21 protein-coding genes are annotated in these 25749 nt (G+C 70.5%); 18 read left to right on the plus strand and 3 right to left on the minus strand.

Annotation, left to right across the window (positions count from 1 at the left end; all coding sequences use genetic code 11):
• Positions 1-21 precede the first annotated feature (21 nt).
• The 15 genes from OAW74_RS13045 to argH all read left to right on the plus strand — a co-directional run bounded on the left by OAW74_RS13045 (position 22) and on the right by argH (position 17259).
• The gene (locus tag OAW74_RS13045; protein WP_262874808.1) at positions 22-933 is read left to right on the plus strand and encodes a glutamate ABC transporter substrate-binding protein; all 912 of its coding nucleotides are present in this window, start codon (positions 22-24) and stop codon (positions 931-933) included.
• A 75-nt stretch (positions 934-1008) separates the two neighbouring features.
• On the plus strand, positions 1009-1656 hold the full coding sequence (locus tag OAW74_RS13050) for an amino acid ABC transporter permease (protein ID WP_262874809.1): 648 nt from the start codon (positions 1009-1011) through the stop codon (positions 1654-1656).
• Positions 1653-2597: an amino acid ABC transporter permease gene (locus OAW74_RS13055; protein ID WP_262874810.1), complete on the plus strand. Its 945-nt coding sequence runs from the start codon at positions 1653-1655 to the stop codon at positions 2595-2597. The genes OAW74_RS13050 and OAW74_RS13055 overlap by 4 nt, the downstream gene beginning before the upstream one ends.
• 51 nt (positions 2598-2648) lie before the next feature.
• Positions 2649-3689 (plus strand): phenylalanine--tRNA ligase subunit alpha, encoded by a 1041-nt coding sequence (pheS, locus tag OAW74_RS13060; protein ID WP_262874811.1) that lies wholly within the window; start codon positions 2649-2651, stop codon positions 3687-3689.
• Positions 3689-6199: a phenylalanine--tRNA ligase subunit beta gene (pheT, locus tag OAW74_RS13065; protein WP_262874812.1), complete on the plus strand. Its 2511-nt coding sequence runs from the start codon at positions 3689-3691 to the stop codon at positions 6197-6199. Before pheS ends, pheT begins: the two co-directional genes overlap by 1 nt.
• A gap of 73 nt (positions 6200-6272) precedes the next feature.
• On the plus strand, positions 6273-6668 hold the full coding sequence (locus tag OAW74_RS13070; RefSeq protein WP_262874813.1) for a hypothetical protein: 396 nt from the start codon (positions 6273-6275) through the stop codon (positions 6666-6668).
• Positions 6669-6692: 24 nt separating this feature from the next.
• Positions 6693-7472 (plus strand): ABC transporter ATP-binding protein, encoded by a 780-nt coding sequence (locus tag OAW74_RS13075; protein WP_262874814.1) that lies wholly within the window; start codon positions 6693-6695, stop codon positions 7470-7472.
• Positions 7454-9037 (plus strand): hypothetical protein, encoded by a 1584-nt coding sequence (locus tag OAW74_RS13080; RefSeq protein WP_262874815.1) that lies wholly within the window; start codon positions 7454-7456, stop codon positions 9035-9037. The genes OAW74_RS13075 and OAW74_RS13080 overlap by 19 nt, the downstream gene beginning before the upstream one ends.
• Before the next feature lie 226 nt (positions 9038-9263).
• Entirely contained in the window at positions 9264-10313 is a 1050-nt protein-coding gene (argC, locus tag OAW74_RS13085; RefSeq protein ID WP_262874816.1) for an N-acetyl-gamma-glutamyl-phosphate reductase, read from the plus strand.
• Entirely contained in the window at positions 10310-11467 is a 1158-nt protein-coding gene (gene argJ, locus OAW74_RS13090) for a bifunctional glutamate N-acetyltransferase/amino-acid acetyltransferase ArgJ (RefSeq protein ID WP_262874817.1), read from the plus strand. The genes argC and argJ overlap by 4 nt, the downstream gene beginning before the upstream one ends.
• Complete coding sequence (gene argB, locus OAW74_RS13095; protein WP_262874818.1) at positions 11464-12360, plus strand: acetylglutamate kinase; 897 nt, start codon at positions 11464-11466, stop codon at positions 12358-12360. Before argJ ends, argB begins: the two co-directional genes overlap by 4 nt.
• Positions 12357-13583: an acetylornithine transaminase gene (locus tag OAW74_RS13100; protein ID WP_262874819.1), complete on the plus strand. Its 1227-nt coding sequence runs from the start codon at positions 12357-12359 to the stop codon at positions 13581-13583. Before argB ends, OAW74_RS13100 begins: the two co-directional genes overlap by 4 nt.
• Entirely contained in the window at positions 13580-14503 is a 924-nt protein-coding gene (gene argF, locus OAW74_RS13105; RefSeq protein WP_262874820.1) for an ornithine carbamoyltransferase, read from the plus strand. The genes OAW74_RS13100 and argF overlap by 4 nt, the downstream gene beginning before the upstream one ends.
• Entirely contained in the window at positions 14482-15615 is a 1134-nt protein-coding gene (locus tag OAW74_RS13110; protein ID WP_262874821.1) for a heparan-alpha-glucosaminide N-acetyltransferase domain-containing protein, read from the plus strand. Before argF ends, OAW74_RS13110 begins: the two co-directional genes overlap by 22 nt.
• Before the next feature lie 213 nt (positions 15616-15828).
• Positions 15829-17259, plus strand: a complete 1431-nt coding sequence (gene argH, locus OAW74_RS13115; protein ID WP_262874822.1) for an argininosuccinate lyase — start codon at positions 15829-15831, stop codon at positions 17257-17259.
• A gap of 30 nt (positions 17260-17289) precedes the next feature.
• On the opposite strand, the gene OAW74_RS13120 is transcribed toward argH, so the two are convergent.
• Complete coding sequence (locus tag OAW74_RS13120) at positions 17290-18906, minus strand: L-lactate permease (protein ID WP_262874823.1); 1617 nt, start codon at positions 18904-18906, stop codon at positions 17290-17292.
• A gap of 149 nt (positions 18907-19055) precedes the next feature.
• Here OAW74_RS13120 and OAW74_RS13125 point away from each other — a divergent pair, with 149 nt between their 5' ends.
• On the plus strand, positions 19056-19688 hold the full coding sequence (locus tag OAW74_RS13125; RefSeq protein ID WP_262874824.1) for a SatD family protein: 633 nt from the start codon (positions 19056-19058) through the stop codon (positions 19686-19688).
• A gap of 7 nt (positions 19689-19695) precedes the next feature.
• Here the strand turns inward: OAW74_RS13125 and OAW74_RS13130 are convergent, their stop codons facing one another.
• Together OAW74_RS13130 and OAW74_RS13135 are read right to left on the minus strand one after the other, a co-directional pair.
• Positions 19696-20301, minus strand: a complete 606-nt coding sequence (locus OAW74_RS13130; RefSeq protein WP_262874825.1) for a hypothetical protein — start codon at positions 20299-20301, stop codon at positions 19696-19698.
• Between the two features lie 93 nt (positions 20302-20394).
• Positions 20395-23385 (minus strand): thioester domain-containing protein, encoded by a 2991-nt coding sequence (locus OAW74_RS13135; RefSeq protein ID WP_262874826.1) that lies wholly within the window; start codon positions 23383-23385, stop codon positions 20395-20397.
• A 241-nt stretch (positions 23386-23626) separates the two neighbouring features.
• On the opposite strand from OAW74_RS13135, the gene tyrS reads away from it, so the two are divergent.
• The gene (gene tyrS, locus OAW74_RS13140; protein WP_262874827.1) at positions 23627-24937 is read left to right on the plus strand and encodes a tyrosine--tRNA ligase; all 1311 of its coding nucleotides are present in this window, start codon (positions 23627-23629) and stop codon (positions 24935-24937) included.
• A gap of 6 nt (positions 24938-24943) precedes the next feature.
• Positions 24944-25747 carry a DUF4184 family protein gene (locus tag OAW74_RS13145; RefSeq protein WP_262874828.1) on the plus strand — a complete coding sequence of 268 codons (804 nt, stop codon included), beginning with the start codon at positions 24944-24946 and terminating at the stop codon, positions 25745-25747.
• The last annotated feature ends 2 nt before the right edge of the window (positions 25748-25749 follow it).

Here is a 25749-nt window from a genome sequence, read left to right on the forward strand (position 1 = left end):
AAACCAGACGTGGAGGATCACATGCGCACATCACGGATCGGTGCGGCGTTCGCGGGCATCGCGATCGCGGCACTGGCATTGACCGCCTGCAACAGCGGAACGCCCGGCAGCACGGGCTCCGAGGGCGAGGGCGACGGCACGACCAGCGAGAACCCCTGGGAGGTCGCCACCGACGTCTCGATCGACGGCAGCCCCACCTTCGACGCGATCAGCTCGCGAGGATCGGTCAAGGTCGGTGTGAAGGAGGACCAGCCGGGCCTGGGCTACCTCGACCCGACCACCAACGAGCGCACCGGCTTCGACGTCGACATCGCGCGCTGGATCGCCGCCTCGCTCGGCTACGACGAAGACAAGATCGAGTTCCAGGCGATCCCGTCGGCCAACCGCGAGCAGGCCATCATCAACGGCGACATCGACTACTACGTCGGCACCTACTCGATCACCGACGAGCGCAAGCAGCAGATCTCGTTCGCCGGCCCCTACTTCATCACCGGGCAGGGCCTGCTGGTGGCAGCAGACAACGACACCATCACCGGCAAGGACTCCCTGACCGCCGATGACGTCGTCTGCTCGGCGACGGGCTCGACCTCGATCCAGCGCATCAAGGACGAGACCCCGGCCCAGACCAAGGAGTACGACACCTACTCCACGTGCGTCGAAGACCTCAAGAACGGCCAGGTGGATGCCGTCACCACCGATGAGGCGATCCTCATCGGCTACGCGGCTCAGGACCCCGACAACCTCAAGGTCGTCGGCGACGTCTTCAGCGAGGAGCGCTACGGCGTGGGTCTTGCCAAGGGCGACACGGCGCTGCAGGAGTTCATCAACACGATGTTCACCGACGGCGGCGACACCTGGCAGGCGATCTTCGACAAGAACCTGGGCGCCTCGGGCGTGAGCGCCGAGCAGCCGGCGGTCGACCCCGTCGAGTGAGGCTGCGCGGCGGCGGCGTCCGAGAGGCGCCGCCGCCGCAGCATCCGCCGTCTGCACCACCACGAAGGGAACCCGATGGGGACCGTCACCGACAATCTCGACCTGTGGGGCGAGGCGCTCGCCGGCACGCTGATCCTGTTCTTCGGGGGCGGGCTGATCGCCCTCGTGCTGGGGCTGATCGTGGGCGCCATGCGCGTCTCGCCGGTGCCGATCGCCCGCTCGGTCGGCACGGTCTACGTCAACTGGATCCGCAACACCCCGCTGACCCTCGTGATGTTCTTCTTCGCCTTCTGCCTGCCGATCCTGCTGCGGCAGCGGATCGACGCGATCCTGCTCGCCACGATCGCCCTCGGCATCTACACGGCGACCTACGTCGCCGAGACGATCCGCTCGGGCGTCAACACGGTGCCGGTCGGTCAGGCCGAGGCGGCGAGGGCCCTGGGCCTCACCTTCGGGCAGGTCATGAGCCTCGTGGTGCTGCCGCAGGCCACCCGATCGGTCATCCCGCCGATGATGAGCGTGTTCATCGCGCTGCTGAAGAACACGACGGTCGCCGCCGGCTTCTCGGTGCTCAACCTCGGCTCGATCCGCAACTGGCTGAGCGAGCGCGGCGAGAACCAGCTCGTCGTGCTGCTGTGGGTGATGGTCATCTTCGTCGTGCTGGTGCTGCTGCTGGCATGGCTGCAACGGGTGCTCGAAGAGAAGTGGAGGGTCGCGCGATGAGCTCCTCCGTCCTCTACGACGTCCCGGGCCCCAAGGCGATCGTCCGCAACCGCATCATCGGCGTCGTCGTCGTGCTCGTCGTGCTCTCGATCGCCGCGTGGGTGATCTGGCGCCTGTTCGACACGGGGCAGTTCACCGCGCAGAAGTGGGAGCTGTTCACCTACACCGCGATCTGGATGCGGTTCCTCGAGGCGACGCTGAACACGCTCGCCGCCTTCGCCTCGGCCGCCGTGGGCGCGATCATCCTCGGGTTCGTCCTCGCGCTCGGGCGGCTGAGCGATCACGCCTGGATCCGCGTGCCGGTCAGCTGGATCGTGGAGGTGCTGCGGGCCATCCCCGTGCTGATCTTCATGATGCTGCTCTACTACGGGCTGCCGGTGGTCGGCGTCAAGATGGCGCCCTACTTCGCCGTCGTCATCGCCCTCGTCGCCTACAACGGCTCGGTGCTGGCCGAGGTGATCCGCGCCGGCGTCGAGTCGCTGCCCCGCGGCCAGAAGGAGGCCGGCTACGCCATCGGCCTGCGCAAGTCGGGGGTCATGCGCCTCGTGCTGCTGCCACAGGCGATCCGCGCCATGATGCCGGTGATCGTCGCCCAGCTCGTGGTCACCCTCAAGGACACCGCGCTCGGGTTCATCATCACGTACCCCGAGCTGCTCTACCTCGTGAAGCTCCTCGGCTCGAACGCGCAATTCGGCTCGCCGCTGATCCCCGCCGCGATGGTCGGCGGATCGATCTACGTCGCGCTGTGCCTCGCGCTCTCGTACGTCGCGTACCTGCTCGAGAAGCGCACGCGGCGCTCGCCGAGGGCGCAGCGCGGCGAGGCACGACCGATCCAGGACCTCACCACGACGCAGCTCATCGCGACGCAGGAAGAGCCCGACCGGATCGCTGCGCGTCGCGGATTCGGCAAGTACGACGGCAGCGCGGGCATGGGGCACTGACGGCACGACGACGGCGGGATGCCGCATCCGCCGTCGGTAGACTTGATCCTCGTGTCCGACACTCCCGAGATCTCCCCTGACGCGGTGCAGACCGCCGTCGACGACGCCCTCGCGGCGATCGCGGCGGCCGGCACGACCGCCGAGCTGAAGGCCGCCCGATCGGCGCACACCGCAGAGGGCTCGCCGCTGGCGGCGCTCAACGCGCGGCTGCGCGACGTGCCGAACGATCGCAAGGCCGAGTTCGGAAAGCTCATCGGTCAGGCGCGCGGGCGCGTCAACCAGGCCCTCGCCGCACGCGAGGAGGAGCTCGCGGCAGCCGAGACGGCCGCGAAGCTCGAGGCCGAGCGGGTCGACATCACGGCGCTGCCGCAGCGCGCCCGTGTGGGCGCCCGGCATCCGCTGACCCTGCTGCAGGATCAGGTGGCCGATCTGTTCGTCGGCATGGGGTGGGAGATCGCCGAGGGCCCTGAGCTCGAGCACGAGTGGTACAACTTCGATGCCCTGAACCTCGACGCCGACCACCCGGCGCGGCAGATGCAGGACACGTTCTACGTCGACCCCGTCGCCCGGCACCTGCTGCTGCGCACGCAGACCAGCCCCGTGCAGATGCGCTCGATGCTCACGCGCGACCTGCCGATCTACATCGTCTCGCCAGGGCGCGTCTTCCGCACCGACGAGTTCGACGCGACCCACCTGCCCGTCTTCAGCCAGTTCGAGGGACTCGTCGTCGACAAGGGCATCACGATGGCGCACCTCCGCGGCACGCTCGACCACGTCGCCCGGCAGCTGTTCGGCGCCGACGCGAAGACCCGCATCCGGGCCAACTACTTCCCGTTCACCGAGCCGAGCGCCGAGTTCGACCTGTGGCATCCGACCTTCAAGGGCGGCGCGCGCTGGATCGAGTGGGGCGGCTGCGGCATGGTCAACCCGAACGTGCTGCGCGCGGCGGGCATCGACCCCGACGTGTACTCCGGGTTCGCCTTCGGGATGGGCTTCGAGCGGACGCTGATGTTCCGCTCCGACGTGAAAGACATGCGCGACATGGCCGAGGGCGATGTGCGCTTCAGCGAGCAGTTCGGGATGGTGGTCTGATGCGCGTCCCGCTTTCGTGGCTGCGTGAATACGTCGAGGTGCCGGCGGAGGCGTCGGCCGACGACGTGCTGGCGTCGCTGGTGTCGGTCGGCTTCGAGGAGGAGGACGTCTTCTCGTTCGAGCTGACCGGCCCGATCGTCGTCGGCCAGGTGGTCGAGTTCGTCGAGGAGCCGCAGTCCAACGGCAAGACGATCCGGTGGTGCCAGGTCGACGTGGGTCCCGAGAACGGGGGAGTGCGCGGCATCGTCTGCGGTGCAGGCAACTTCTTCGCGGGCGACAAGGTCGTGGTGACCCTGCCGGGGGCGGTGCTGCCTGGCCCGTTCCCGATCGCGGCGCGCAAGACCTACGGGCACGTCTCGGACGGCATGATCGCCTCGGCCAAGGAGCTGGGTCTCGGCGACGAGCACTCCGGCATCCTGCGCCTGGTCGAACTGGGGCTCGACCCCGAGGTGGGCATCGACGCGATCGCGCTGCTCGGCCTCGACGACGTCGCCGTCGACATCAACGTCACCCCCGACCGGGGCTACGCGCTGTCGCTGCGCGGCGTCGCCCGTGAGTACTCGCACGCCACCGGCGCGGCCTTCCGCGACCCCGGCGCGCGCGCGTTCGAAGAGCTCGAGCAGCCCACCGGCGGCTTCGCGGTGGCCGTCGTCGACGACGCCCCGATCCGCGGACGCGTGGGTGCGAGCGAGTTCGTCGTGCGGATCGTCCGCGACGTCGACCCGACCAGGCCCACGCCCGCGTGGATGGTCGCGCGGCTGACGCTGGCCGGCATCCGGTCGCTGGGCATCCTCATCGACATCACCAACTACGTCATGCTCGAGCTCGGCAATCCCATCCACGGGTACGACCTCGACACGCTCGCCGGCGGCATCACGGTGCGCCGGGCTGCGCCCGGCGAGAAGCTCACGACGCTCGACGGCAAGGAGCGCGCCCTCCACGTCGAGGACCTCCTCATCACCGACGAGTCCGGCCCCATCGGCCTGGCAGGGGTCATGGGCGGCGGCACCACCGAGATGACGCCGTCGACCCGCAACGTGCTCATCGAGGCGGCCATCTTCGACACCGTCACGATCGCCCGCACCGCGCGCCGTCACAAGCTGCCCAGCGAGGCGTCGCGGCGCTTCGAGCGCGGCGTCGACCCGCTGATCCCGTTCGTCGCGGCTCGCCGGGTCGCCGACCTCATGGTGGAGCTCGCCGGCGGCACGCTCGACACCGCCACCGGCGGGGCCCTGTTCACCGAGGTCTTCCTCGAGGCGATCGAGCTGCCGAAGGCGTTCGTGCCCGGCCTCATCGGCGTCGACTACACGGATGCCGAGATCGTCGCCGCGCTCGAGAAGATCGGCTGCGAGGTCGAGGCCGCAGGCGCCTCCTGGACCGTCATCCCTCCGTCGTGGCGCCCCGACCTCACCGACAAGTGGACGCTCGCCGAAGAGGTCGCCCGCATCGACGGATACGCCCGCATCCCCTCCGAGCTGCCCGTGCCGCCCTCGGGCAGCGGCTTCACGCCCGCCCAGCAGGGGCGCCGACGCGTCGCCAATGCACTCGCGGCGGCCGGCCTCGTCGAGACGCCGTCGTTCGGGTTCACCACCGACGAGCAGAACGACCTGCACGGCTCGGCGACCGGCGCGCACCTGCCCTCGATCAAGCTCGCCAACCCGCTCGACGGCCAGGCGCCGTTCCTGCGGCGCTCCCTCATCCCTGGCCTGCTGCAGGTCGCGCACCGCAATGCCTCACGCGGTCTCACCGACCTCGCGCTCTTCGAGACGGGCACGGTCTTCCTCCCCGAGCCCGGTGTGACCTACGGCACCGACACGGTGCCGGCCGCAGCCGTCCGACCCGACGCCGCGACCCTCGCCGCACTCGACGCCGCCATCCCGCCGCAGCCGCGCCACGTCGCGGTGCTGCTGACCGGTCACCGCGTCGCCAAGCAGCCCGGGGTGGCCGCCGAGGCGTTCGACCTCGCCGATGCCCTCGACGCCGTGCGCACGATCGGCTCGGCCGCGGGCGTCGAGATCACGGTGACGCAGTCCCAGCGGGCGGCGTTGCACCCCGGGCGCACCGGCGTGCTCAGCGCCTATGGCACCGAGGTGGGCTACGTCGGCGAACTGCTGCCGGCCGTGGCCGCCGCATCCGATCTGCCCGGTCGTGTCGTGGTGGCTGAGCTCGATCTCGACCGCGTGCTCGCGCTCGCCGGCGAACGGGTCGTCGCCGCGTCGCTGTCGGGGTACCCCGCCGCGACGCAGGACGTGTCGGTGGTCGTTCCCTCCGACGTCGCGGCCGCCGAGGTGGGCGCCGCGCTCGCCGAGGGTGCGGGCGCGCTGCTGGAGGCGCTGCACCTGGTCGACGACTACCGCGGTCAGGGGCTGCCGGAGGGCACCAAGAGCCTGACGTTCGCGCTGCGCTTCCGCTCCGCCGATCGCACGCTGACGGCCGCCGAGGCGACCGACGCGAAGCTGCAGGGCGTGGCGGTGGCCGCCGAGCGCTTCGGCGCGAAGATCAGGGAGTGAGCGCAGGGGGTGCGCGCGGTGTCCCCCGAAGAGGGGACGGACGCGGCGCCCGCCGGCGCGGTACCGTGCGACCATGACGATCTCCGCGCCCGTCGACGCCGACGCCGCTGCCGCCGCATCCGTACGCCCCGTCCGCGGACTGACGCCGCTCATCCTCGCCTTCGCCGCGTTCAACGTGCTCGCGATCGTGCTGAGCGTCATCGGCTTCACCTTCACCCAGACCGCCGGCGGGCTCGCGATCTTCTTCCCTCAGGCGTCCGGGCTGTTCCCGAGCGCATACGACGACTACACAGGGCGCGGCGACCTGTGGTGGGTGATCATGGCCGTGGCGGTCATCGTGACCGTCGTCGGCGCCCTGCGTGCGACGCCGGGGCGGCGACTGATCGGCGCCTTCCGCGCGATGACGATCTGCGGGTTCGCGGTGGGCGTGTTCTTCGTGGTCGTCGGCATCGTGCTCGTGCTGCTGTGACCTCGCCCCGATAGGCTCGGGGCGGTGAGCGACCCTTCCCTCGACGCATCCCCGCCCGCCCTGCAGCTGAGCGGCCTGCTCAAGCGCTTCGGTGAGAAGGTCGCGGTGGCGGGCATCGATCTCACGGTGCCCGCCGGATCGTTCTACGGCCTCGTCGGTCCCAACGGAGCGGGAAAGACCACGACCCTGTCGATGGCGACAGGCCTGCTGCGCCCCGACGGCGGCAGCGTCCAGGTGCACGGCATCGACGTCTGGCAGCATCCCGTGCAGGCCAAGGCGATCATCGGCAATCTGGCCGACGGGGTGCGGCTGTTCGACCGCCTGACCGGCGAGCAGCTCATCACCTACACGGCGATGATGTTCGGCATCCCGCGCACCGAGATCGCGCCTCGGGTGGCCGACCTCCTCACGATGATGGATCTGACGGATGCCGCCGGCACGATCGTCGCCGACTACTCGGCGGGCATGACCAAGAAGATCGCGCTCGCCTGCGCTCTCGTGCACGCACCGCGCCTGCTGGTGCTCGACGAGCCGTTCGAGTCGGTCGATCCGGTCTCGGCGGCCAACATCGAGGACGTGCTGCGCGGATACACGGCCTCGGGCGGATCGGTCGTGATCTCGAGCCACTCGATGGATCTCGTGCAGCGCATGTGCGACCACGTCGCGATCATCGCCGCCGGGCGTGTGCTCGTGGCGGGCGCCGTCGACGAGGTGCGCGCGGGCGAGAGCCTGCAAGACCGGTTCGTCTCCCTCGTGGGCGGCCGCCACAGCTCGGAGGGACCGCAGTGGTTGCGACGGTCCTGAGGCTGCGGTGGCGGGTGCTGGGCAACAGCCTGGCGCGCAGGCCCTGGCAGCTGGTCGGCTTCTGCTTCGGCGTGCTGTGGGCGCTGTCGATCCTCGCCCTGATCGTGGTGGCGTGCGTCGCGGTCGGTGCGGCGGATGATCCGACCCTGTCGCGCGTGGTCGCGGTGGTCGCCGGCTCGCTGCTGCTGGTCGGCTGGGTGCTCGCCCCGGTGCTCGTGGCCGGGATCGACACGTCGGTCGACGCGGCGCGCCTGGCGCCCTTCCCGCTCAGCCGCCGGCAGACGATGGTCGCGCTCGCCGGTGTCGGCGCCACCGGCATCCCCGGGATCGTGACGACCCTGGCGGCGCTCGCCGCCGCCGCGCTGTGGCTGCACCGGCCAGCCGCGGCGATCGCGGCGGTGCCCTGCGCGCTGCTCGCGGTGCTCACCTGCGTCGTCGCGGGGCGCCTGGTCGCGACGCTCTCGGTGGGGCTCGGAGCCAGCCGCCGCGCGAGTCAGCTCGTCAGCACGATCGTGCTGGTCGTGCTCATCATGACCGGGCCGATCCTCACCGGCGTCATGACGCTGCTCGACGAGGCCGCCGATCTCGGTGCGCGGGTGCAGCAGGCCGCAGCCGTGCTGGCGTGGACCCCGCTCGGGGCCGCCTGGGCGGCGCCCGCCTACGTCGCGCAGGGCGCGTGGGTCGAGGCGCTCGCCACGGCGCTCATCGCGGTGGCGACCCTCGTGACGGTGTGGATGCTGTGGGCCCGCGCCCTCGACGCCTCGCTGTCGTCGCCGCCCCGCCAGGCCGCCCGCACCGTGGCGCCCGGCCGACTGGGACTGTTCGGCCGCATGCCCACAGGCGCCCTCGGGGCGACGTGGGCGCGGTCGCTCACGGGGTGGCTGCGCGACCCTCGGTACGGGCGCCAGCTGCTGCTCGTTCCGCTGTTCCCCGTGCTGTTCGCCTTCACCGGCGGCATCGACGGACCCCTCTTCGGCCTGAGCGCCGTGGTCGTGGCGCTCATCCTCGTGATGGCCGGCTACACCGACGTCTCGTACGACGGCACGGCCTTCGCCTCGGTGCTCTCGACCCCCGCGCGCGGGCGAGACGACCGCCTCGGGCGCCTCCTCGGCGCCGCGTGCGTCGGCGTGCCGAGCATCGTGCTGATCGCCGTGGTGACCGCGGCGATCTCGGGGTCTCTCGCTCGGCTGCCGGCCCTGCTCGGCGCCGCGCTCGGGGTGCTGCTGGCCGGCTACGCGGTCACGGCGGTGTCGTCGGCGCTCATCGCCAGTCCGGTGGCGGCACCGGGTGACAGCCCCTTCAAGACCGTGCCTGGCCAGACCTTCGTGAACGGTCTGCTCGTGTTCGTCGTGCTGGCAGCGGTCGCCGTGCTGGCCGCTCCCGCCGGCATCGTCTCGGCGATCGCGCTCGTGGGCGGATCCGCGGGCCTGGGCTGGCTCGCCCTGGCGATCGCCCTCGTGGGGGGTGTCGCCGAGATCGCGCTCGGGGTCGTCGTCGGCGGCCGGGCCATCGAGCGCACCGGTCCCGATCTGCTCATGCGCATCAAGGCCTTCCCGGTCTCGTGAGCGGGGCGCGCCGCCCGATTTGCGGATGCCGCGCCCCGGCCGCTATCGTCGGCGCATGCTCTCGGCCCTCGCTGCTCCCCTCACGGGTGACGCGCGTGCGCGCCGACGCGGGCGCCGACTCTAGGCGACGCTGCACGCTCCCCGTTTCCGGGTGGAGTCGGCGGTGTCGCCGCCGCCGGCCCTCGTCATCGTCTGGTGACTCCGTCGTGGAAACTAAGGTAGAAGCATGACCTATTCGGTCGCCGTCTCCGGCGCCTCCGGCTACGCCGGCGGTGAGATCCTGCGCATCCTCGCAGCTCACCCCGACATCGAGATCCGCACCGTCACCGCCCACTCGAACGCCGGGCAGCCCCTCGTGCAGCACCAGCCGCACCTGCGCTCGCTCGCCCACCTGACGCTGCAGGACACGACCCCCGAGATCCTCGCGGGGCACGACATCGTCTTCCTCGCGCTGCCGCACGGCCAGTCGGGCCAGTACACCGATGCGCTCGGCACGACCCCGCTCGTGATCGACGCCGGCGCCGACCACCGCCTCACCTCCGAGGCCGCCTGGGATGCGTTCTACGGCGGGCACTTCCACGAGCCGTGGGCCTACGGGGTGCCGGAGCTGCTCGTGGGCGGCCGCAAGCAGCGCGAGAGCCTCGTGGGGGCGACCCGCATCGCCGCCCCCGGCTGCAACGCCTCGACGGTGAGCCTGAGCCTCGCCCCGGGCGTCGCGGCGGGGGTGATCGACGCCGGCGACATCGTGAGCGTGCTCGCCGTCGGCCCGTCGGGGGCGGGCAAGAGCCTCAAGCCGCACCTGCTGGGCAGCGAGCTGCTCGGCACGGCGAACCCCTACGCCGTCGGCGGCACGCACCGGCACATACCCGAGATCCAGCAGGCGCTGAGCGCCGCGGGCTCGGCGACCGTCGACCCTCGCATCTCGTTCACGCCCGTGCTGGTGCCGATGGCCCGCGGCATCCTCGCCACCTCCACCGCCCCGATCGCAGCCGGTGCGACCGACGCCGACATCCGCGGCGCGTGGGAGGCGGCCTACGCCGACGAGACCTTCGTGCAGCTGCTCCCCGAGGGGCAGTTCCCCCGCGCCGCCGACGTGCTGGGCGCCAACACGGCGCTCATCGGTCTGGCGATCGACCGTGCGGCGAACCGCGTCGTTGTCGTCACCGCCGTCGACAACCTCGTCAAGGGCACCGCCGGCGCCGCCGTGCAGTCCATGAACATCGCGCTCGGCCTGAAAGAGGGCACGGGCCTGACCGTGAACGGAGTCGCCCCGTGAGCGTCACCGCAGCCCAGGGTTTCGAGGCGGCCGGGGTCGCCTCTGGCCTGAAGTCCACCGGCAAGAAAGACCTCGCGGTCGTCGTCAACCGCGGTCCGCTCAAGGTCGGCGCCGCCGTGTTCACGAGCAACCGCGCCAAGGCCAACCCCATCATCTGGTCGCAGCAGGCGATCGCCGACGGAGTGGTCGAAGCCGTCGTGCTCAATTCGGGCGGTGCCAACTGCTTCACCGGGTCGTTCGGCTTCCAGACCACCCACCAGACCGCCGAGAAGGCCGCCGAGCTGCTCGAGGTGAGCCCCGGCGACGTGCTGGTGTGCTCCACGGGCCTCATCGGCACGGGCGACGAGGTGTTCCGCGGCAAGGTGCTCGACGGCACCGCCGCGGCGATCGCCGAGCTGTCCGCAGAGGGGGGAGCGGCGGCATCCCTCGCGATCATGACGACGGACTCCAAGCCCAAGCGCGCCGTCGTCACCGACAGCGGCTGGACGATCGGCGGCATGGCGAAGGGCGCGGGGATGCTGGCGCCCGGCCTTGCGACGATGCTCGTCGTGATCACGACCGACGCCGTGCTCGATTCGGCCGAGGCCGATGCGGCGCTGCGGCGGGCCACGGGGGTGAGCTTCGACCGGCTCGACTCCGACGGCTGCATGTCGACCAACGACCAGGTGACTCTCATGGTCTCGGGGGCCAGCGGCGTTCGCCCAGACCCCGACGCGTTCGCGCAGGCTCTCACCGCGGTGTGCGCCGACCTCGCCCGCCAGCTGCAGGGCGACGCCGAGGGCGCCAGCCACGACATCACGATCGAGGTGACGCACGCCGCGAGCGAGGCCGACGCCGTCGAGGTGGGCCGCTCGGTCGCCCGCAACAACCTCTTCAAGGCCGCGATCTTCGGCAACGACCCCAACTGGGGGCGCGTGCTCGCCGCCATCGGCACGACGGCGGCCGCCTTCGACCCCTATGACGTCGACGTGTGGATGAACGGCGTGCGGGTGTGCACCGCCGGCGGCCCCGATGCGCCCCGCGAAGCCGTCGACCTCACGCCGCGCGCGACCCACCTCATCATCGACCTCAGGGTGGGCGAGGCCACCGCCACGATCCTCACCAACGACCTCACCCACGACTACGTCCACGAGAACAGCGCGTACTCCTCATGACCGACATCCAAGACACCGATCCCGCAGAGGCCTCCGCCAAGGCCGCGACCCTCGTCGAGTCGCTGCCGTGGCTGCGGAGATTCCGCGACCAGATCGTCGTGATCAAGTACGGCGGCAACGCGATGGTCTCCGAGGAGCTGCAGGACGCCTTCGCCGCCGACATCGCCTACCTCAACTACGTGGGCGCCAAGCCCGTCGTCGTGCACGGCGGCGGCCCGCAGATCTCGAACATGCTCGACCGTCTCGCGATCCCGAGCGAGTTCAAGGGCGGCTACCGCGTCACCAGCACCGAGGCCATCTCGGTCGTGCGCATGGTGCTCACCGGCCAGATCAATCCGCAGCTGGTGGCGAAGATCAACGCGCACGGGCCGCTCGCGACGGGACTATCCGGCGAAGACGCGGGCCTGTTCGGCGGGCGCCGCCGCGGGGTCGTCATCGACGGCGTCGAGCACGACCTCGGCCGTGTGGGAGACGTCGCCGAGGTCGACCCGCAGCCGATCCTCGACCACCTCGCCGCCGGCCGCATCCCGGTGGTCTCGTCGATCGCCCCCGACCTCGACAATCCGGGCCATTCGCTCAACGTCAACGCGGATGCGGCGGCCGCCGCCCTCGCCGTGGCGCTGAAGGCCACCAAGCTCGTCGTGCTGACCGACGTGCCCGGCCTCTACGCCGACTGGCCGAACCGCGAATCGCTCGTCTCGCACCTGACCTCGACCGAGCTGCGCGAGCTGATGCCGCGGCTGGAGTCGGGGATGATCCCCAAGATGCAGGCGTGCCTGGACGCCGTCACCGGCGGTGTCGAGACGGCGGCCATCATCGACGGCCGCGTGCCGCACTCGGTGCTGGTGGAGATCTTCACGACCAAGGGCATCGGCACGGAGGTGGTGGCATGACCGACACGCAGACCTGGCAGGAGGCCGCGGGGAGCGATCTGACCCTCAACGTCGGCGACCGCAAGGCGATGTTCGTCCGCGGCGAGGGCGCATACCTCTGGGACGACGCCGACCGGCGCTATCTCGACTTCCTCGCCGGCATCGCCGTCGACGCGCTCGGCCACGCCCATCCCGCCTTCGTCGAGGCGATCTCGGCGCAGGCGGCGACCCTCGCCCACGTCTCGAACTACTTCGCGACGCCTCCGCAGCTCGCCCTGGCCGCGACCCTCAAGCGGCTGGCGGGCACGGGGCCTGCGGGCCGCGTGTACTTCGGCAACTCCGGTGCGGAGGCCAACGAGGCCGCGTTCAAGCTCGCGCGCCTTCACGGCGGCACGGAGCGCCCCCGCATCCTCGCCCTGAAAGACGCCTTCCACGGTCGCACGATGGGCACGCTGGCCCTCACCGGCAAGCCCTACATGCAGGAGCCGTTCCTGCCGATGACCCCGGGCGTCGAGTTCCTCGACTCGACGGTCGAAGCGCTCGAGGCCGCCCTCGACGACCGCGTCGCCGCACTGTTCGTCGAGCCCATCAAGGGCGAGGCGGGAGTCGTCGATCTGCCCGAGGGCTACCTCGAGGCGGCGCGTGAGCTCACCGAGCGCCACGGGGCGCTCCTGATCATCGACGAGATCCAGACCGGCGCCGGGCGCACCGGCGCATGGTTCGCCTTCCAGCACGCCGGCATCACCCCCGACGCCATCACGGTGGCCAAGGGCATCGGCGGCGGGTTCCCGATCGGGGCGCTGGTCACCTTCGGCACGGCGAGCGACCTGTTCTATCCCGGCACCCACGGCTCCACCTTCGGCGGCAACGCCCTCGGCACCGCCGTCGCGGGCGCCGTGCTGGCCGAGATCGAGCGCGCGGGCCTCGTCGACAACGCCGCCGACCGCGGGCGGCAGCTGAGAGAGGCGATCGCGGCGATCGACTCGCCCCTGATCGCGGGCACCCGCGGGCGCGGACTGCTCATCGGCGTCGCGCTGCAGCATCCCGTCGCCGGGGCCGTCACGGCCGCCGCCCAGCAGCACGGCCTCATCGTCAACGCCGCCAACGACGACACCGTGCGCCTCGCGCCGCCGCTGAACATCGGCGATGTCGAGATCGACGAGTTCGTCGCCCTGTTCACCGCCGCCTTGCACACGGTCGCCGACGCGCTCGTGCTCGATGCCACCGAGGAGACCCCCGCATGACCCGCCACCTGCTGCGCGACGACGACCTGACCGCTTCCGAGCAGGCCGAGATCCTCGAGCTCGCCCTCGAGCTGAAGCAGGACCGCTGGAAGCTGAAGCCCCTCGAAGGGCCCCAGACCGTCGCCGTCATCTTCGACAAGTCGTCGACGCGCACGCGCGTGTCGTTCGCCGTCGGCATCGCCGACCTCGGCGGGTCGCCGCTGATCATCTCGACCGCCAACAGCCAGCTCGGCGGCAAAGAGACCCCGAGCGACACGGCACGCGTGCTCGAGCGCCAGGTCGCCGCGATCGTGTGGCGCACCTACGCGCAGGCCGGGCTCGAAGAGATGGCCAAGGGCACCCGCGTGCCGGTCGTCAACGCGCTCAGCGACGACTTCCACCCCTGCCAGCTGCTTGCCGACCTGCTCACGATCACCGAGCACAAGGGCGCTCTGCAGGGTCTGACCCTCGCGTTCTTCGGCGACGGGATGTCGAACATGGCGCACTCGTATGTGCTGGCCGGCGTGACTGCGGGCATGCACGTGCGCGTCGCGTCGCCGGAGTCGTATGCGCCGCGAGAAGACGTCGTGGTCGACGCCGACCGCCGTGCCGCCGAGACGGGCGGCTCGGTGACCCTCTACACCGATCCCAACGAGGCCGCCGCCGGTGCCGACATCATCGTCACCGACACGTGGGTGTCGATGGGCAAGGAGGAGGAGAAGCTCGCGCGCCTGCGCGATCTCGGCGAGTACAAGGTGACGACCGAGCTCATGGGACTCGCGAAGTCTGACGCGATCTTCATCCACTGCCTGCCCGCCGATCGCGGCTACGAGGTCGACGCCGAAGTGATCGACGGCCCGCAGAGCGTCGTGTGGGACGAGGCCGAGAACCGGCTCCACGCCCAGAAGGCGCTGCTGGTGTGGCTGCTGCGGCAGGGCTGACCGCGCACCTGCGGCGCCTGAACGCGCCGCCGCGATTCGCCGGGGTCGACCTGGCGCGCGGCCTCGCCGTGATGGGGATGCTGGCGGCCCACCTCTCCGCGCTGCCCGATCTCGTCTGGGCCGATCCGTCGACCTGGGGCGGGATCGCCGCCGGCCGTTCCTCGATCCTGTTCGCGACCCTCGCCGGGGTCTCGATCGCGCTCGTCACCGGGGGGACGACGCCCCTGCGCGGCTCCGCCCGCGCCCGCGCGTGCGGGCGTCTGGCGGTGCGCGCGGCGCTGCTGTGGGTGCTCGGCGTCGTGCTGATCTCGACCGGCGTGCCCGTCTACGTCATCCTCCCCGCCTACGCGGTGCTGTTCGTGCTGGCGCTGCCGTTCACGGGGCTCTCCGCGCGGGTGCTGCTGCCGCTCGCTGCGGTCTGGGCGATCGTCTCGCCGTTCCTGCTGGTGCTCATCGACTCGTGGGAGTTCTGGGCGACGCCCGCCGCGGAGCAGGTCGTCCAGGGGCTCGGCTGGCACTACCCGTTCGTCACCTGGATCACCTTCGTGCTGGCCGGCATGGGCGCCGCCCGCGCGGGGCTGCAGCGCAGCCGTGTGCAGTGGTGGCTGCTGGGCGGAGGTGCGGCGCTGGCCGCCCTGGGCTACGGATGGGACGCCGTGGCAGGACTGCCGGAGGGAGCGATCCCGGTGCGCTGGTGGGTCGGCGTCTGGACCGCGCAGGCGCACTCGGGCGGCATCCTCGAGGTCGTGGGCTCGGGCGGCTTCGCGCTCGCCGTGCTGGGGGCCTGCCTGCTGCTGTGCCGCAGCATCCGCGCCGCCGCAGAGCCTCACCGGCCGGCCGCGGTCGCGATCTCATGGCTCACGCTGCCGCTGCGCGCCGTCGGGGCGATGCCGCTGACCGCCTACACGGGGCAGCTGGTCGTCTGGGCGATCGCGTCGGCCGTGCTGCTGGGCAGTTCGGGCGACCTGTCGGGCTTCCGCGCCCTCGACCCGTTCTGGTGGTTCGCCCTGATCACCCTGGCGGGCTGCACCGCATGGGCGCTGCTGGTCGGCCGCGGCCCGCTCGAGCAGTTGACGATGCGGGTCACCCGCTGGGTCGTGCCCGACGCGTGATCCCGCCTCCGCCCTCGCCCGTGCCCTCGCCCGTGCCCTGAGATCAGGAGTTTCGGCCGAGACAGGTCGTTCGGCCGCGGAACGACCTGTGCCGGTGAGATCACCTGATCTGGCAGAGGGGATGCGGCGAGATCACCTGATCTGGCGGAGTGAGGCGCGTCGGCCCTGCCGCGACCGGCGGATGCCGCGGCCACGCGCGGATAGGCTGGCACGGTGAGCGAGAACAAGGCATCCGGCACCAACGAGGGAGCCCTCTGGGGCGCCCGTTTCGCCTCAGGGCCCTCGCCCGAGCTGGCGACGCTGAGCCGGTCGACCCACTTCGACTGGACGCTCGCGCTCTACGACATCGCCGGCTCCCACGCGCACGCCGTCGCCCTCGAAGCGGCGGGCTATCTCACCGCCGACGAGGCGGCGCGCATGCACGCGGGGCTCGATGAGCTCGCCGGTCGCATCACCGACGGCACCCTGCAGCCCACCGACACCGACGAAGACGTGCACGGCGCGCTGGAAGCGGCCCTCATCGCGACGGTCGGGCCCGAGCTCGGCGGCAAGCTGCGCGCCGGACGCAGCCGCAACGACCAGATCGCGACCCTCGTGCGGCTGTATCTGCTCGACCACTCCCGCACCGTCGCGCGCGAGATCCTGCGTCTCATCGACGCGATCGTCGCGCAAGCCGAAGCGCACCCCGACGCGATCATGCCCGGCCGCACCCACCTGCAGCACGCGCAGCCGATCCTGCTCGCCCATCACCTGCAGGCCCACGCCTGGCCACTCGTGCGCGACCTCGAGCGCCTGCGCGACTGGTCGGCCCGCGCGGCCGTGAGCCCCTACGGCGGGGGCGCGCTCGCCGGTTCGAGCCTCGGCCTCGACCCCGCGCTCGTCGCCCGCGAACTGGGGCTGTCGCGCCCGGCCGAGAACTCGCTCGACGGCACGTCGGCGCGCGACGTCGTCGCCGAGTTCGCCTACGTCGCCGCCCAGATCGGCATCGACCTGTCGCGTTTCGCCGAAGACGTGATCCTCTGGAACACCCGCGAGTTCGGCTTCGTCACGCTGCACGACGGCTTCTCGACCGGGTCGAGCATCATGCCGCAGAAGAAGAACCCCGACATCGCCGAACTCGCCCGAGGCAAGGCGGGCAGGCTCCTGGGAAACCTGGCGGGACTTCTCGCGACCCTCAAGGGCCTGCCGATCGCGTACAACCGCGATCTGCAGGAAGACAAGGAGCCCGTCTTCGACTCGGTCACGACGCTCGAGACGGTTCTTCCCGCCTTCGCCGGCATGGTCGCGACGCTGACCTTCGACACCGCCCGCATGGCGGAGCTCGCCCCGCAGGGCTTCTCGCTGGCGACCGACGTGGCCGACTGGCTCGTGCGCAAGGGCGTGCCCTTCCGCGACGCGCACGAGGTCTCGGGCGCCCTCGTCGCGCTCTGCGAGCGGCAGGGCCTCGAACTGCACGAGGCGAGCGATGACCAGCTCGCCGCGATCTCGCCCGATCTCACCCCCGACGTGCGCGACGTGCTGACGATCACCGGCTCGGTCGCCAGTCGCACCGGAGCCGGTGGGACGGCGCCCGCGCGGGTGGCGGAGCAGCGTGCAGAGCTCATCTCGCGGGCGCAGGCCGCCACGCACGCCCTCGGGCTGTGACGGCGGGGCGGATGCTGCCGCCTCGCGCTCTCAGAGGCTGAGGCCGACCAGCGACAGCAGGAACACCCACACGCAGATGTAGACCAGCATCCACAGGCTGTACTTGATGGATGCCCGCAGGATATCGCTCTCGCGGCCGGCCAGCCCCACCGCTCCGGCGGCGATCGCGATCGACTGCGGCGAGACGATCTTGGCGACCGCGCCGCCCGACGTGTTCGCGGCGACCAGCAGCGTGGGGTCGACCCCGATGTGCTGCGCCGTGATGCTCTGCAGCTGCGCGAAGAGGGTGTTGTTGTTGACCACCGACCCGGTGATGAACACGCCGAACCAGCCGATGATGGGCGAGAACAGCGGGAAGAGCGCCCCGGCGCCGGCCAGGGCGTTGGCGATGCTCGCCGAACCCCCGGAGTAGTTCGCGATGTTGGCGACGATGAGGATCAGCGCGATCAGCAGCAGTGCCTCCCACAGCTGCCGCACGGTGGCCACGAGTTCGTCCCAGAGCTGCCTGCCGTTCAGCTGGGGCGTCGTGAAGAAGGTGATCAGCACCGCGATGAGGATCGCGGTTCCGGTGGCGGAGATCGGCGCCCAGTCCCACGTGGCGGTGGTGGCGGCATCCTTCCCCGCCGGAACGATCACGCCCGTCACGCCGGGGATGGGGATCTTGAAAACGAGGGCTTCGAGCGGCCCGCCGGCGGCGAACAGCGCCTTGAACCACGGGATCGACCACACGAAGATGACCGCCGTGAGGATGTAGAAGGGGCTCCACGCGACGACCACCTCGCCGAACTCCTGCTTGACGGGAGCCGGAGGCTCGCCGCCGTCTTCGCGGAAGACGCGGGAGGGCTTCCATGCGCGACTGATCATGAAGACGACGACCATGCCCACGAGTCCCGGCAGGATGTCGGCGAGTTCGGGGCCGAGGGTGATGAGGATCAGCGCCTGCGCCGCGTTGTAGGCGATGCTGACGCCGAGCACCATCGGAAGGGTCTCGCGCAGCCCCTTGACGCCGTCGAGGATCACGACCAGCAGGAACGGTGTCACGAACGACAGCAGCTGCAGCACGAGGACCATCTGGAAGCTCAGCGCCATGACGTCGACTTCGCCGACCTGCGCGCCGACGATCACGGGGATGCCGATCGCACCGTACGCGCCGGCGGCCACATTGGCGACGAGGCAGATCATGGCGGCCTTGACCGGACGGAACCCGAGCTGCACGAGCAGGGCCGCGCAGATGGCGATCGGCACCCCGAATCCCGCGGCGCCCTCGAGGAAGGCGCCGAAGCAGAACGCGATCAGCAGCACCTGCACCCGCTGGTCGGGGGAGACGCTCGAGATCGAGGTGCGGATGATGTCGAAGCGTCCGCTGGCGACGGTCAGCCGATAGAGCCAGACGGCCATGATGATGATGTAGGCGATCGGCCAGATCGCGGTGAGAAGGCCCAGGAGTCCGGCGCCGGCGACCGAGGGCACCGGCATCCCGAACGGCCACATCGCGATGACGATCTGCAGCACGACGGCGATGAGGCCGGCGACGATGCCGCGCAGCTTGAAGACGACGAGACAGATCAGGAACACGAGGATCGGGATGATCGCGACGAGCGCCGAGACCCAGAGCTGGCCGACCGGGTCGATGTCCTGCTGCCACATGGCGGAGGGCCTTTCTCGCTGACCCCCTATCCGGGGGCGGATGCGGGTAGCGTATCGACCGCGAGAGGGTGGGGGGAAGCACCCCGAGGTGGTGTCTCGGCAGAAGGTTCTTGCTTATATTCTTCAGAGATAAGCGATATGCTTATGCCGTGATCACTCCCGTCATCGCCGACATCGTCGGCTCGAGACAGCTGCCCGACCGGAGTTCGGCGCAGGCGCTTCTCGACACGGCACTCGCGCAGGTCGACGCCGATCTGCCCGGCGCGGTCCGTGCGCTCCGACCCATCGTCGGCGACGAGCTGCAGGGGCTTTACCCCTCGCTGCCGCACGCCATGGCGACGACTCTGCTGCTGCGGCTGGCCCTGCCCGACGGCGTCGAATGCCGCTTCGGAGTGGGTATCGGAGCCGTAGGAGAGGTGCCTTCCGCCGCCGGCGGGATCGCGGAGGGCCCGGGGTGGTGGGCGGCGCGCGCGGCGATCGACACCGTGCACGCACTGCAGTCCCGTGCGGTGCCGGGGGCGCGCACGTGGGTCGCCGCAGCCGCGCAGGCCGATGCCGACGCCGCCGCGAGTGCGGCGAACGCCTACCTGCTCGCACGCGATCAGCTCGTCTCGGACATGACCGAGCGCACGCGGCGGCTCGTCTACGGACGCTGTCTGGGGGCGACCCAGTCCGATCTGGCAGCCGGTGAGGGGATCACCCAGTCGGCGGTCTCGCAGGCGCTGGCGACGTCGGGCGCGGGCGCCGTGGTGGAGGGGTTCCGGCTGCTCGTCGCGCAGTGACGGCGGCTCACCACAGTGCGAGGTGCACGAGGCCGCCGGCGAGACCGGCCCACAGCAGGCTGGCGAGGGTGCCGATGATGAAGCGCTCGCGCGCCTCGGGGCCGGCCAGCTCCGAGAAGCGGCCGATGCCCTTGATCGCGACGATCACGGCGATGGCCTCCGGGAATCCCGCGACGATCGCGACGACCGTGCCGAGGCGCTCGAGATACCCGATCGTCCGGCCGCCGCGCAGCACGGCGCGCTCTGTGGTCCCGTCGGATGCGGGGGTGGCGGCATCCGACGAGGCGACGGGCACGACGATGCCGCCGTCTTCGGTCTCGCGCACGCGGCCGCCGGTCGCGATCTCGAGCACGCGGCGGGTGACCGGATTGCCGCCAACGACCCCGATGGCGACGCCCAGGAGCGCGACCATGAGTCCGACCACGAGGGGCACGTTGACCGGGGCGACCGCCACGACCACGAGGGCGAGCACCAGAAGGCCGGTCGCGATCAGCAGCGGGATGCTGCCGGGCGAGCGCATGCTCAGCACGATCAGCACCAGCACCCCGCACAGCGACAGGAACAGGTAGATCGACAGCACGGCGACGGCGATGACCTCCGGGGAGAACAGCATGGCGTCAGTCTGGCATGGGCCCCGCGCGGTGTCAGGGAACGCCGAAGCGGCCGGACACCCCCAAGGATGCCCGGCCGCTCAGCGTCAGACCGCTCAGGCGGTCTTGCGGCGCACCACCAGCAGGGTGATGCCGGAGGCCAGCGCGATGCCGATTCCGGCGAGCAGCACGCGGATGGCGGCGGAGAAGTCCGCCCCGGTCGCGGCCAGCTCGGTCGTCGAGTCATCGGCGACCACGGAGTCCCCACCCACCTCGTTGGCGGTATAGGTGTTCGTCACCACGATGCTCGACACCTCGTCGGCGCCGATCACCGCCTGCTCCCACGCCGAGACCACGAGGGTCACGGAGTCGTTGGCGCCGTCTGCCGTCTCGGTCACCGTGACCACGGTGCCGGCGGGGATGCCGGTGATCGCGGTCGTGGTGGATCCGGTCGTGCCGGCGGGGATGATGATGTCCTGCTCGAGGCCGTTGCTGCCCGAGACGTGGAGCACCACGTCGTCCTGCAGCCCGGCGCCGGTGCCGTCGATCAGCTTGGTGACCACGAGCGAGCCCGGGCGGGCGTCGTACGTGTTCACGAGTGTGATCTGGGCGACCTCTTCGGCCGACACCACGGCGGTGTCGCCCTCGGTGACCGTCACGCTCACCAGGTGGTTCGCGCCGTCGACCGTCTCGGTCACGGTCACGACCGTGCCGACCGGGACATCTTCGATGAGCGTCGCCACGTCGCCGGTGGAGCCGGCGGGAATGACGACCACCTGGTCGAGAGTCGTGATGCCGGTCTGGGGCATGACGCCCGTGACCTGCAGCTCGATGTCGCTCTGCGCGCCCGCACCCTCACCGTCGATCGTCTTGACGACCTCGATGGAGCCGCGGATGTGCTCGTAGGTGTTGGTCAGCTCCAGCTGGGTGACCTCGTGCGCCTCCACCGTGATGGGGTCTCCGCCGGTCACTTCGACCTCGACGAAGCCGTTGGCCCCGTTCGAGGTCTCGGTGATCGTGACGATCGTGCCCGCGGGCAGGATCTCGTCGAGGTAGGCCCGGTATTCGCCGGTGGTCCCCGCGGGGATCGTGATCTCCTGCTCGAAGCCGTTGTCGCCGGTCACGAGCAGCACGATGTCGTCCTGCAGCGCCGCGCCCTCGCCGTCGATGGTCTTGACGACCTCGACGGTGCCGTACGCGACGACGGTGTTGACGACCTCGATGGTGTTCGCGCCGACGCCGAGCTCGTGCTCGGCCGTGACGCCGGTCTCGCCCTCGATCACGGTGGCGACCGCGACGGTCTCGGTGGAGCCGTTCTGGGTCTCGGTGATCGTGACGACGGTGCCGATCGGCAGCCGCTCGATGACGAGCTTGCTGTAGTCACCCGCAGCCGCGTTCGCCGGGATGGTCATCGAGCCGACGACCTCCGAGTCGACCAGCGCGTCGATGACGATCTCGCCCTGATCGCCGGCACCGGGGCCGGTGATCGTCTTGTCGAGCGTCAGCGAACCATAAGCGCTGTAGGTGTTGGTGACCGTGACCGTGTTGACACCGTCTTCGATCTCGATCGTCTGCGGTGCGGTCGAAGAGACCTCCACCCAGGTGCTCTGGCCGGTGACCGGCTCGGTGACGGTGACGATCGCGCCGACCGGCACGTCGTCGATGACCGTCTGCACCGTTCCGGTCTTGCCGGCTGCGATGTCGATGGTCTGCGTCGAGACCTCGCCGTCGACGTCGATCTCCACCTTCAGCTGGATCGCGTCCTGGTAGCCGCCGTCGCCCGCGATGACCTTGTCGATCACGAGCGAACCCACGTGGGTGTAGTCGTTCGTCAGCGACGCGGTGTTGACGTCGCCCTTCTTGATCGTCACCTTCTGGGTGCCGGATGCATCCACCACGACGTGCCCGTTGTCTCCGGTGCTCGTCTCGGTGATCGTCACGACGGTGCCGACCGGGATGCGGGTGAACTCCTTCGAGTAGGGGTCCGCCTCGCTGCCCGCGGGAATCGTCCAGGTCTTGTCGAGACCGTTGTCGCCCTTCACGCTGATGACGATGTCGCTCTGCAGTCCCGCGCCGTTGCCCGTGATCGTCTTGTCGATCGTGAGCGAGCCGAACTGCGTGAACCGCGCGGTCGCCTCGGCGCTCGTCTTCATCGTGACCTGCTGGGCCAGGATGAGCTTCTGCCCGCTCTGCGCCGACGTGTTGCCGGTGTAGAGCCAGGCGCTGCCGCCGGGCACGGTCACCGAGCCGGTGGCGGTGAGGGTGGCGCTGGTCGCGTCGCCGATCGCCTCCAGCCAGATCTGCGTGCCCACGGGGACGGAGGCGCCGTTGGACACCGGCTGCGTGCCGGCGGCGTCACGGTACATCGTGGCACCCGACGCGGTCACGGTCACGTTCCCGCTCGAGCCGCTGACCGTGAACGGACCGGCGAGCTCGTCGGCCATCACGGTCGTGTTCACACCGTCGATCGACAGCGTCGGTGCGATGGGCTCGGACATGGGTCCGGCCACCATGACGGCGTTGACGATCGCAGCGGTGTACGAGCGGATGCTGTCGTTCGAGGCGAGCACGTAGCCGTCGCTGAAATACCAGATCGCCGCCTGCACCGCTGCGGCCTTCTGATTGCTGGTCAGGCCGGCCGGCGCGCTGGTGTTCGGGTAGTACTCGTTGAGGATCCGTGCGACGTAGCCCGAGTGCGTGACATTCGCCTCCGACCAGGTGCCGAGCTCGTACTCGTATCCCGTGCTCGTCGGCGTGTTGATGTCGATGCAGTACAGGTTGAACGTCGTCCCCGAGCTGCTCTTCGCCTCGATGAGTCCGGCCCACGAACGAGAGCTGGAGTTGTATCCGCTGCTCGGAATGCTCGCGGGGTAGGTCGCGGTCGTGCTCGGCACGACAACGGATCCGCCACCCGATCTCGGAGTGGCGCCCGTGACGTTCTGGCCGGTCTCGTAGCCGGTGACCGTGATCGTGTCGTCGACGGTCTCTTCGGCCGCGCTGGCGGGCACGGCTCCGGTGAGGGTGAGTGCCACGGCGGCGAGAACCGCCGTGATCGATTGCAGAAGACCCCTCTTCTTCCTTCTGCTGCTGGATTGCTTCGCGCTCATTGCAGCACCTCCCAGTGGTAGGCGCGAGCCGAATGGCGCCGAATCGATTCGGGTCGATGCGACGTCACCACGGCAGGGCATCGGGTTATGCCCACTGCTTCGGTCTCATCAGCTTCTCATCTGTTGTCCGACCACAAAGAATCGGGCTGTGGAAACCTCACACTCGGGAGCGTTCCCACAGCATCGGATTGGATCGCCCGTGTTTGGTGTACCTATTACTCCCGCTGATAGCCTGAAGCGCGTGTCCGAAACCGTCGTGAGCGCCCTCGCGCCCGCCAACGACCCCACCTTCGAGAACGTGTGGGACGAGATCGTGTGGCGTGGCCTGGTGCACGTGTCCACCGACCAGGAGGCGCTGCGCGCCCTGCTCTCGGGCGACCCGATCACGTACTACTGCGGCTTCGACCCGACAGCGCCGAGCCTGCACCTGGGCAATCTCGTGCAGCTGCTGCTGCTGCGCCGGCTGCAGCTGGCAGGCCACAAGCCGCTCGGTCTCGTCGGCGGATCGACGGGACTCGTCGGCGATCCGCGGCCGACCGCCGAGCGCACCCTCAACACCAAGGAGACGGTCGGTGAGTGGGTCGCGATCCTCCGCGGCCAGGTCGAGCGCTACCTGAGTTTCGAGGGCGACAACGCCGCGCGCATCGTCAACAACCTCGACTGGACGGCGCCGATGAGCGCCATCGACTTCCTCCGAGAGATCGGCAAGCACTACCGCGTCGGCACGATGCTCAAGAAAGACGCCGTCAGTGCGCGCCTGAACTCCGAGGCCGGCATCAGCTACACCGAGTTCAGCTACCAGATCCTGCAGGGCATGGACTTCCTCGAGCTCCACCGCCAGTACGACTGCGTGCTGCAGACCGGCGGCAGCGACCAGTGGGGCAACCTCACCAGCGGCACCGATCTCATCCACCGCGTCGAGGGGCGGTCGGTGCACGCCATCGGCACGCCCCTGATCACCAACAGCGACGGCACCAAGTTCGGCAAGAGCGAGGGCAACGCCATCTGGCTCGACCCCGAGATGTGCAGCCCCTACCGCATGTACCAGTTCTGGCTCAATACCGACGACGCCGACGTGATCTCGCGACTGAAGATCTTCACGTTCCTCACGCGCGCCGAGATCGACGAGTACGAACGACTGGTGGCCGACGAGCCCTTCCGGCGTGCGGCGCAGAAGCGTCTCGCGCTCGAGGTGACCACGACCGTGCACGGCGCGGATGCTGCCGCCTCCGCCCGCGCCGCGTCCGAGGCGCTGTTCGGCCAGGGCGACCTCACCTCGCTCGACGCGCAGACCCTGCGCACGGCACTCGAGGAGCTGCCCAACGCTGCGGTGCCCGCGGGCGCGACGGTCGTGCAGGCCCTCGTCGACACGGGGCTGGTCGCCAGCCTCGGCGAGGCCCGGCGCGCCATCGGCCAGGGTGGGGTGTCGCTCGACGGAGCGCGCGTCGACGACGAGGCCGCGGTGGTGCACGGCGGCCTCCCCGGCGGCGTGTCGGTGCTGCGCCGCGGCAAGAAGACGCTCGCGGGGCTCTTCGTGACCTCGGCCGCCTGAGCCGCGGTGCCGTTCACTCCCAGTCACGCGGTCGTCGCGCTGCCGTTCGTGCGGACGCCCTTGATCGCCCCCGCGATCGCGGTCGGTGCCATGGCGCCCGACCTGCCGCTGTTCGTCCGAGGAACGCCCCTCACCTACGACGCGACGCACACGAACGTCGTGGTCGGCGCACTGGTGGCCCTCGTGCTCTATGCCGGGTGGTACCTGCTGCTGCGGCCTGCCGTGCGTGAACTGTCGCCGACCTGGCTCGCCCGTCGGCTGCCGGAGGAGTGGGATGCCGGCGCCGTCGCGACCTGGAACGGCATCCGCGCCCCGCGCCCCGGCGCCCGCCACGCCGTCTGGCGCGCGCTGTATCCGCTGACGCTCGCGATCTCGCTCATGCTGGGGGTCATCTCGCACATCGCGTGGGACGCGTTCACCCATGAGGGGCGGGCAGGGGTGGGACTCGTCCCCGCGCTCGACGAGCAGTGGGGGCCGCTCCTCGGATACAAGTGGCTGCAGTACGGCTCGGGCGTGCTGGGTCTGGTGGTTCTGGCGATCGCCGGCGCCGTGTGGCTGGCCGGCCGGGAGGCGGCGGCATCCGTCGATCGCCTCATCGCGCCCGCGGTGCGCGTGCTCTGGTGGGGCGCACTGCCCCTGGCTCTCATCGCCGCGTGGGTGATCGGCCTCGCCGTCTATGGGCCGCTCACCGCTGTGTGGACGCCCGCCCACCTGGCCTATCGCGTGCTGCCGCCCGCCGTCGCGGTGTGGGGCATGGCGACTCTCGCGCTGTGCGTCGCGGTCGTCGTGCGTCGCCGCCGACGCGGTTGAGC

This window comes from Microbacterium fluvii, assembly GCF_025515205.1.
GTDB lineage: Bacteria > Actinomycetota > Actinomycetes > Actinomycetales > Microbacteriaceae > Microbacterium > Microbacterium fluvii.

Excerpts from the sequence above, each read along its gene's own strand:
- OAW74_RS13045 (WP_262874808.1), top strand. The coding sequence starts at position 22 with ATGCGCACATCACGGATCGGTGCGGCGTTCGCGGGCATCGCGATCGCG.
- OAW74_RS13050 (WP_262874809.1), top strand. The coding sequence starts at position 1,009 with ATGGGGACCGTCACCGACAATCTCGACCTGTGGGGCGAGGCGCTCGCC.
- OAW74_RS13055 (WP_262874810.1), top strand. The coding sequence starts at position 1,653 with ATGAGCTCCTCCGTCCTCTACGACGTCCCGGGCCCCAAGGCGATCGTC.
- pheT (WP_262874812.1), top strand. The coding sequence starts at position 3,689 with ATGCGCGTCCCGCTTTCGTGGCTGCGTGAATACGTCGAGGTGCCGGCG.
- OAW74_RS13070 (WP_262874813.1), top strand. The coding sequence starts at position 6,273 with ATGACGATCTCCGCGCCCGTCGACGCCGACGCCGCTGCCGCCGCATCC.
- argC (WP_262874816.1), top strand. The coding sequence starts at position 9,264 with ATGACCTATTCGGTCGCCGTCTCCGGCGCCTCCGGCTACGCCGGCGGT.
- argB (WP_262874818.1), top strand. The coding sequence starts at position 11,464 with ATGACCGACATCCAAGACACCGATCCCGCAGAGGCCTCCGCCAAGGCC.
- OAW74_RS13100 (WP_262874819.1), top strand. The coding sequence starts at position 12,357 with ATGACCGACACGCAGACCTGGCAGGAGGCCGCGGGGAGCGATCTGACC.
- argF (WP_262874820.1), top strand. The coding sequence starts at position 13,580 with ATGACCCGCCACCTGCTGCGCGACGACGACCTGACCGCTTCCGAGCAG.
- OAW74_RS13120 (WP_262874823.1), bottom strand. The coding sequence starts at position 18,906 with ATGTGGCAGCAGGACATCGACCCGGTCGGCCAGCTCTGGGTCTCGGCG.
- OAW74_RS13130 (WP_262874825.1), bottom strand. The coding sequence starts at position 20,301 with ATGCTGTTCTCCCCGGAGGTCATCGCCGTCGCCGTGCTGTCGATCTAC.
- OAW74_RS13135 (WP_262874826.1), bottom strand. The coding sequence starts at position 23,385 with ATGAGCGCGAAGCAATCCAGCAGCAGAAGGAAGAAGAGGGGTCTTCTG.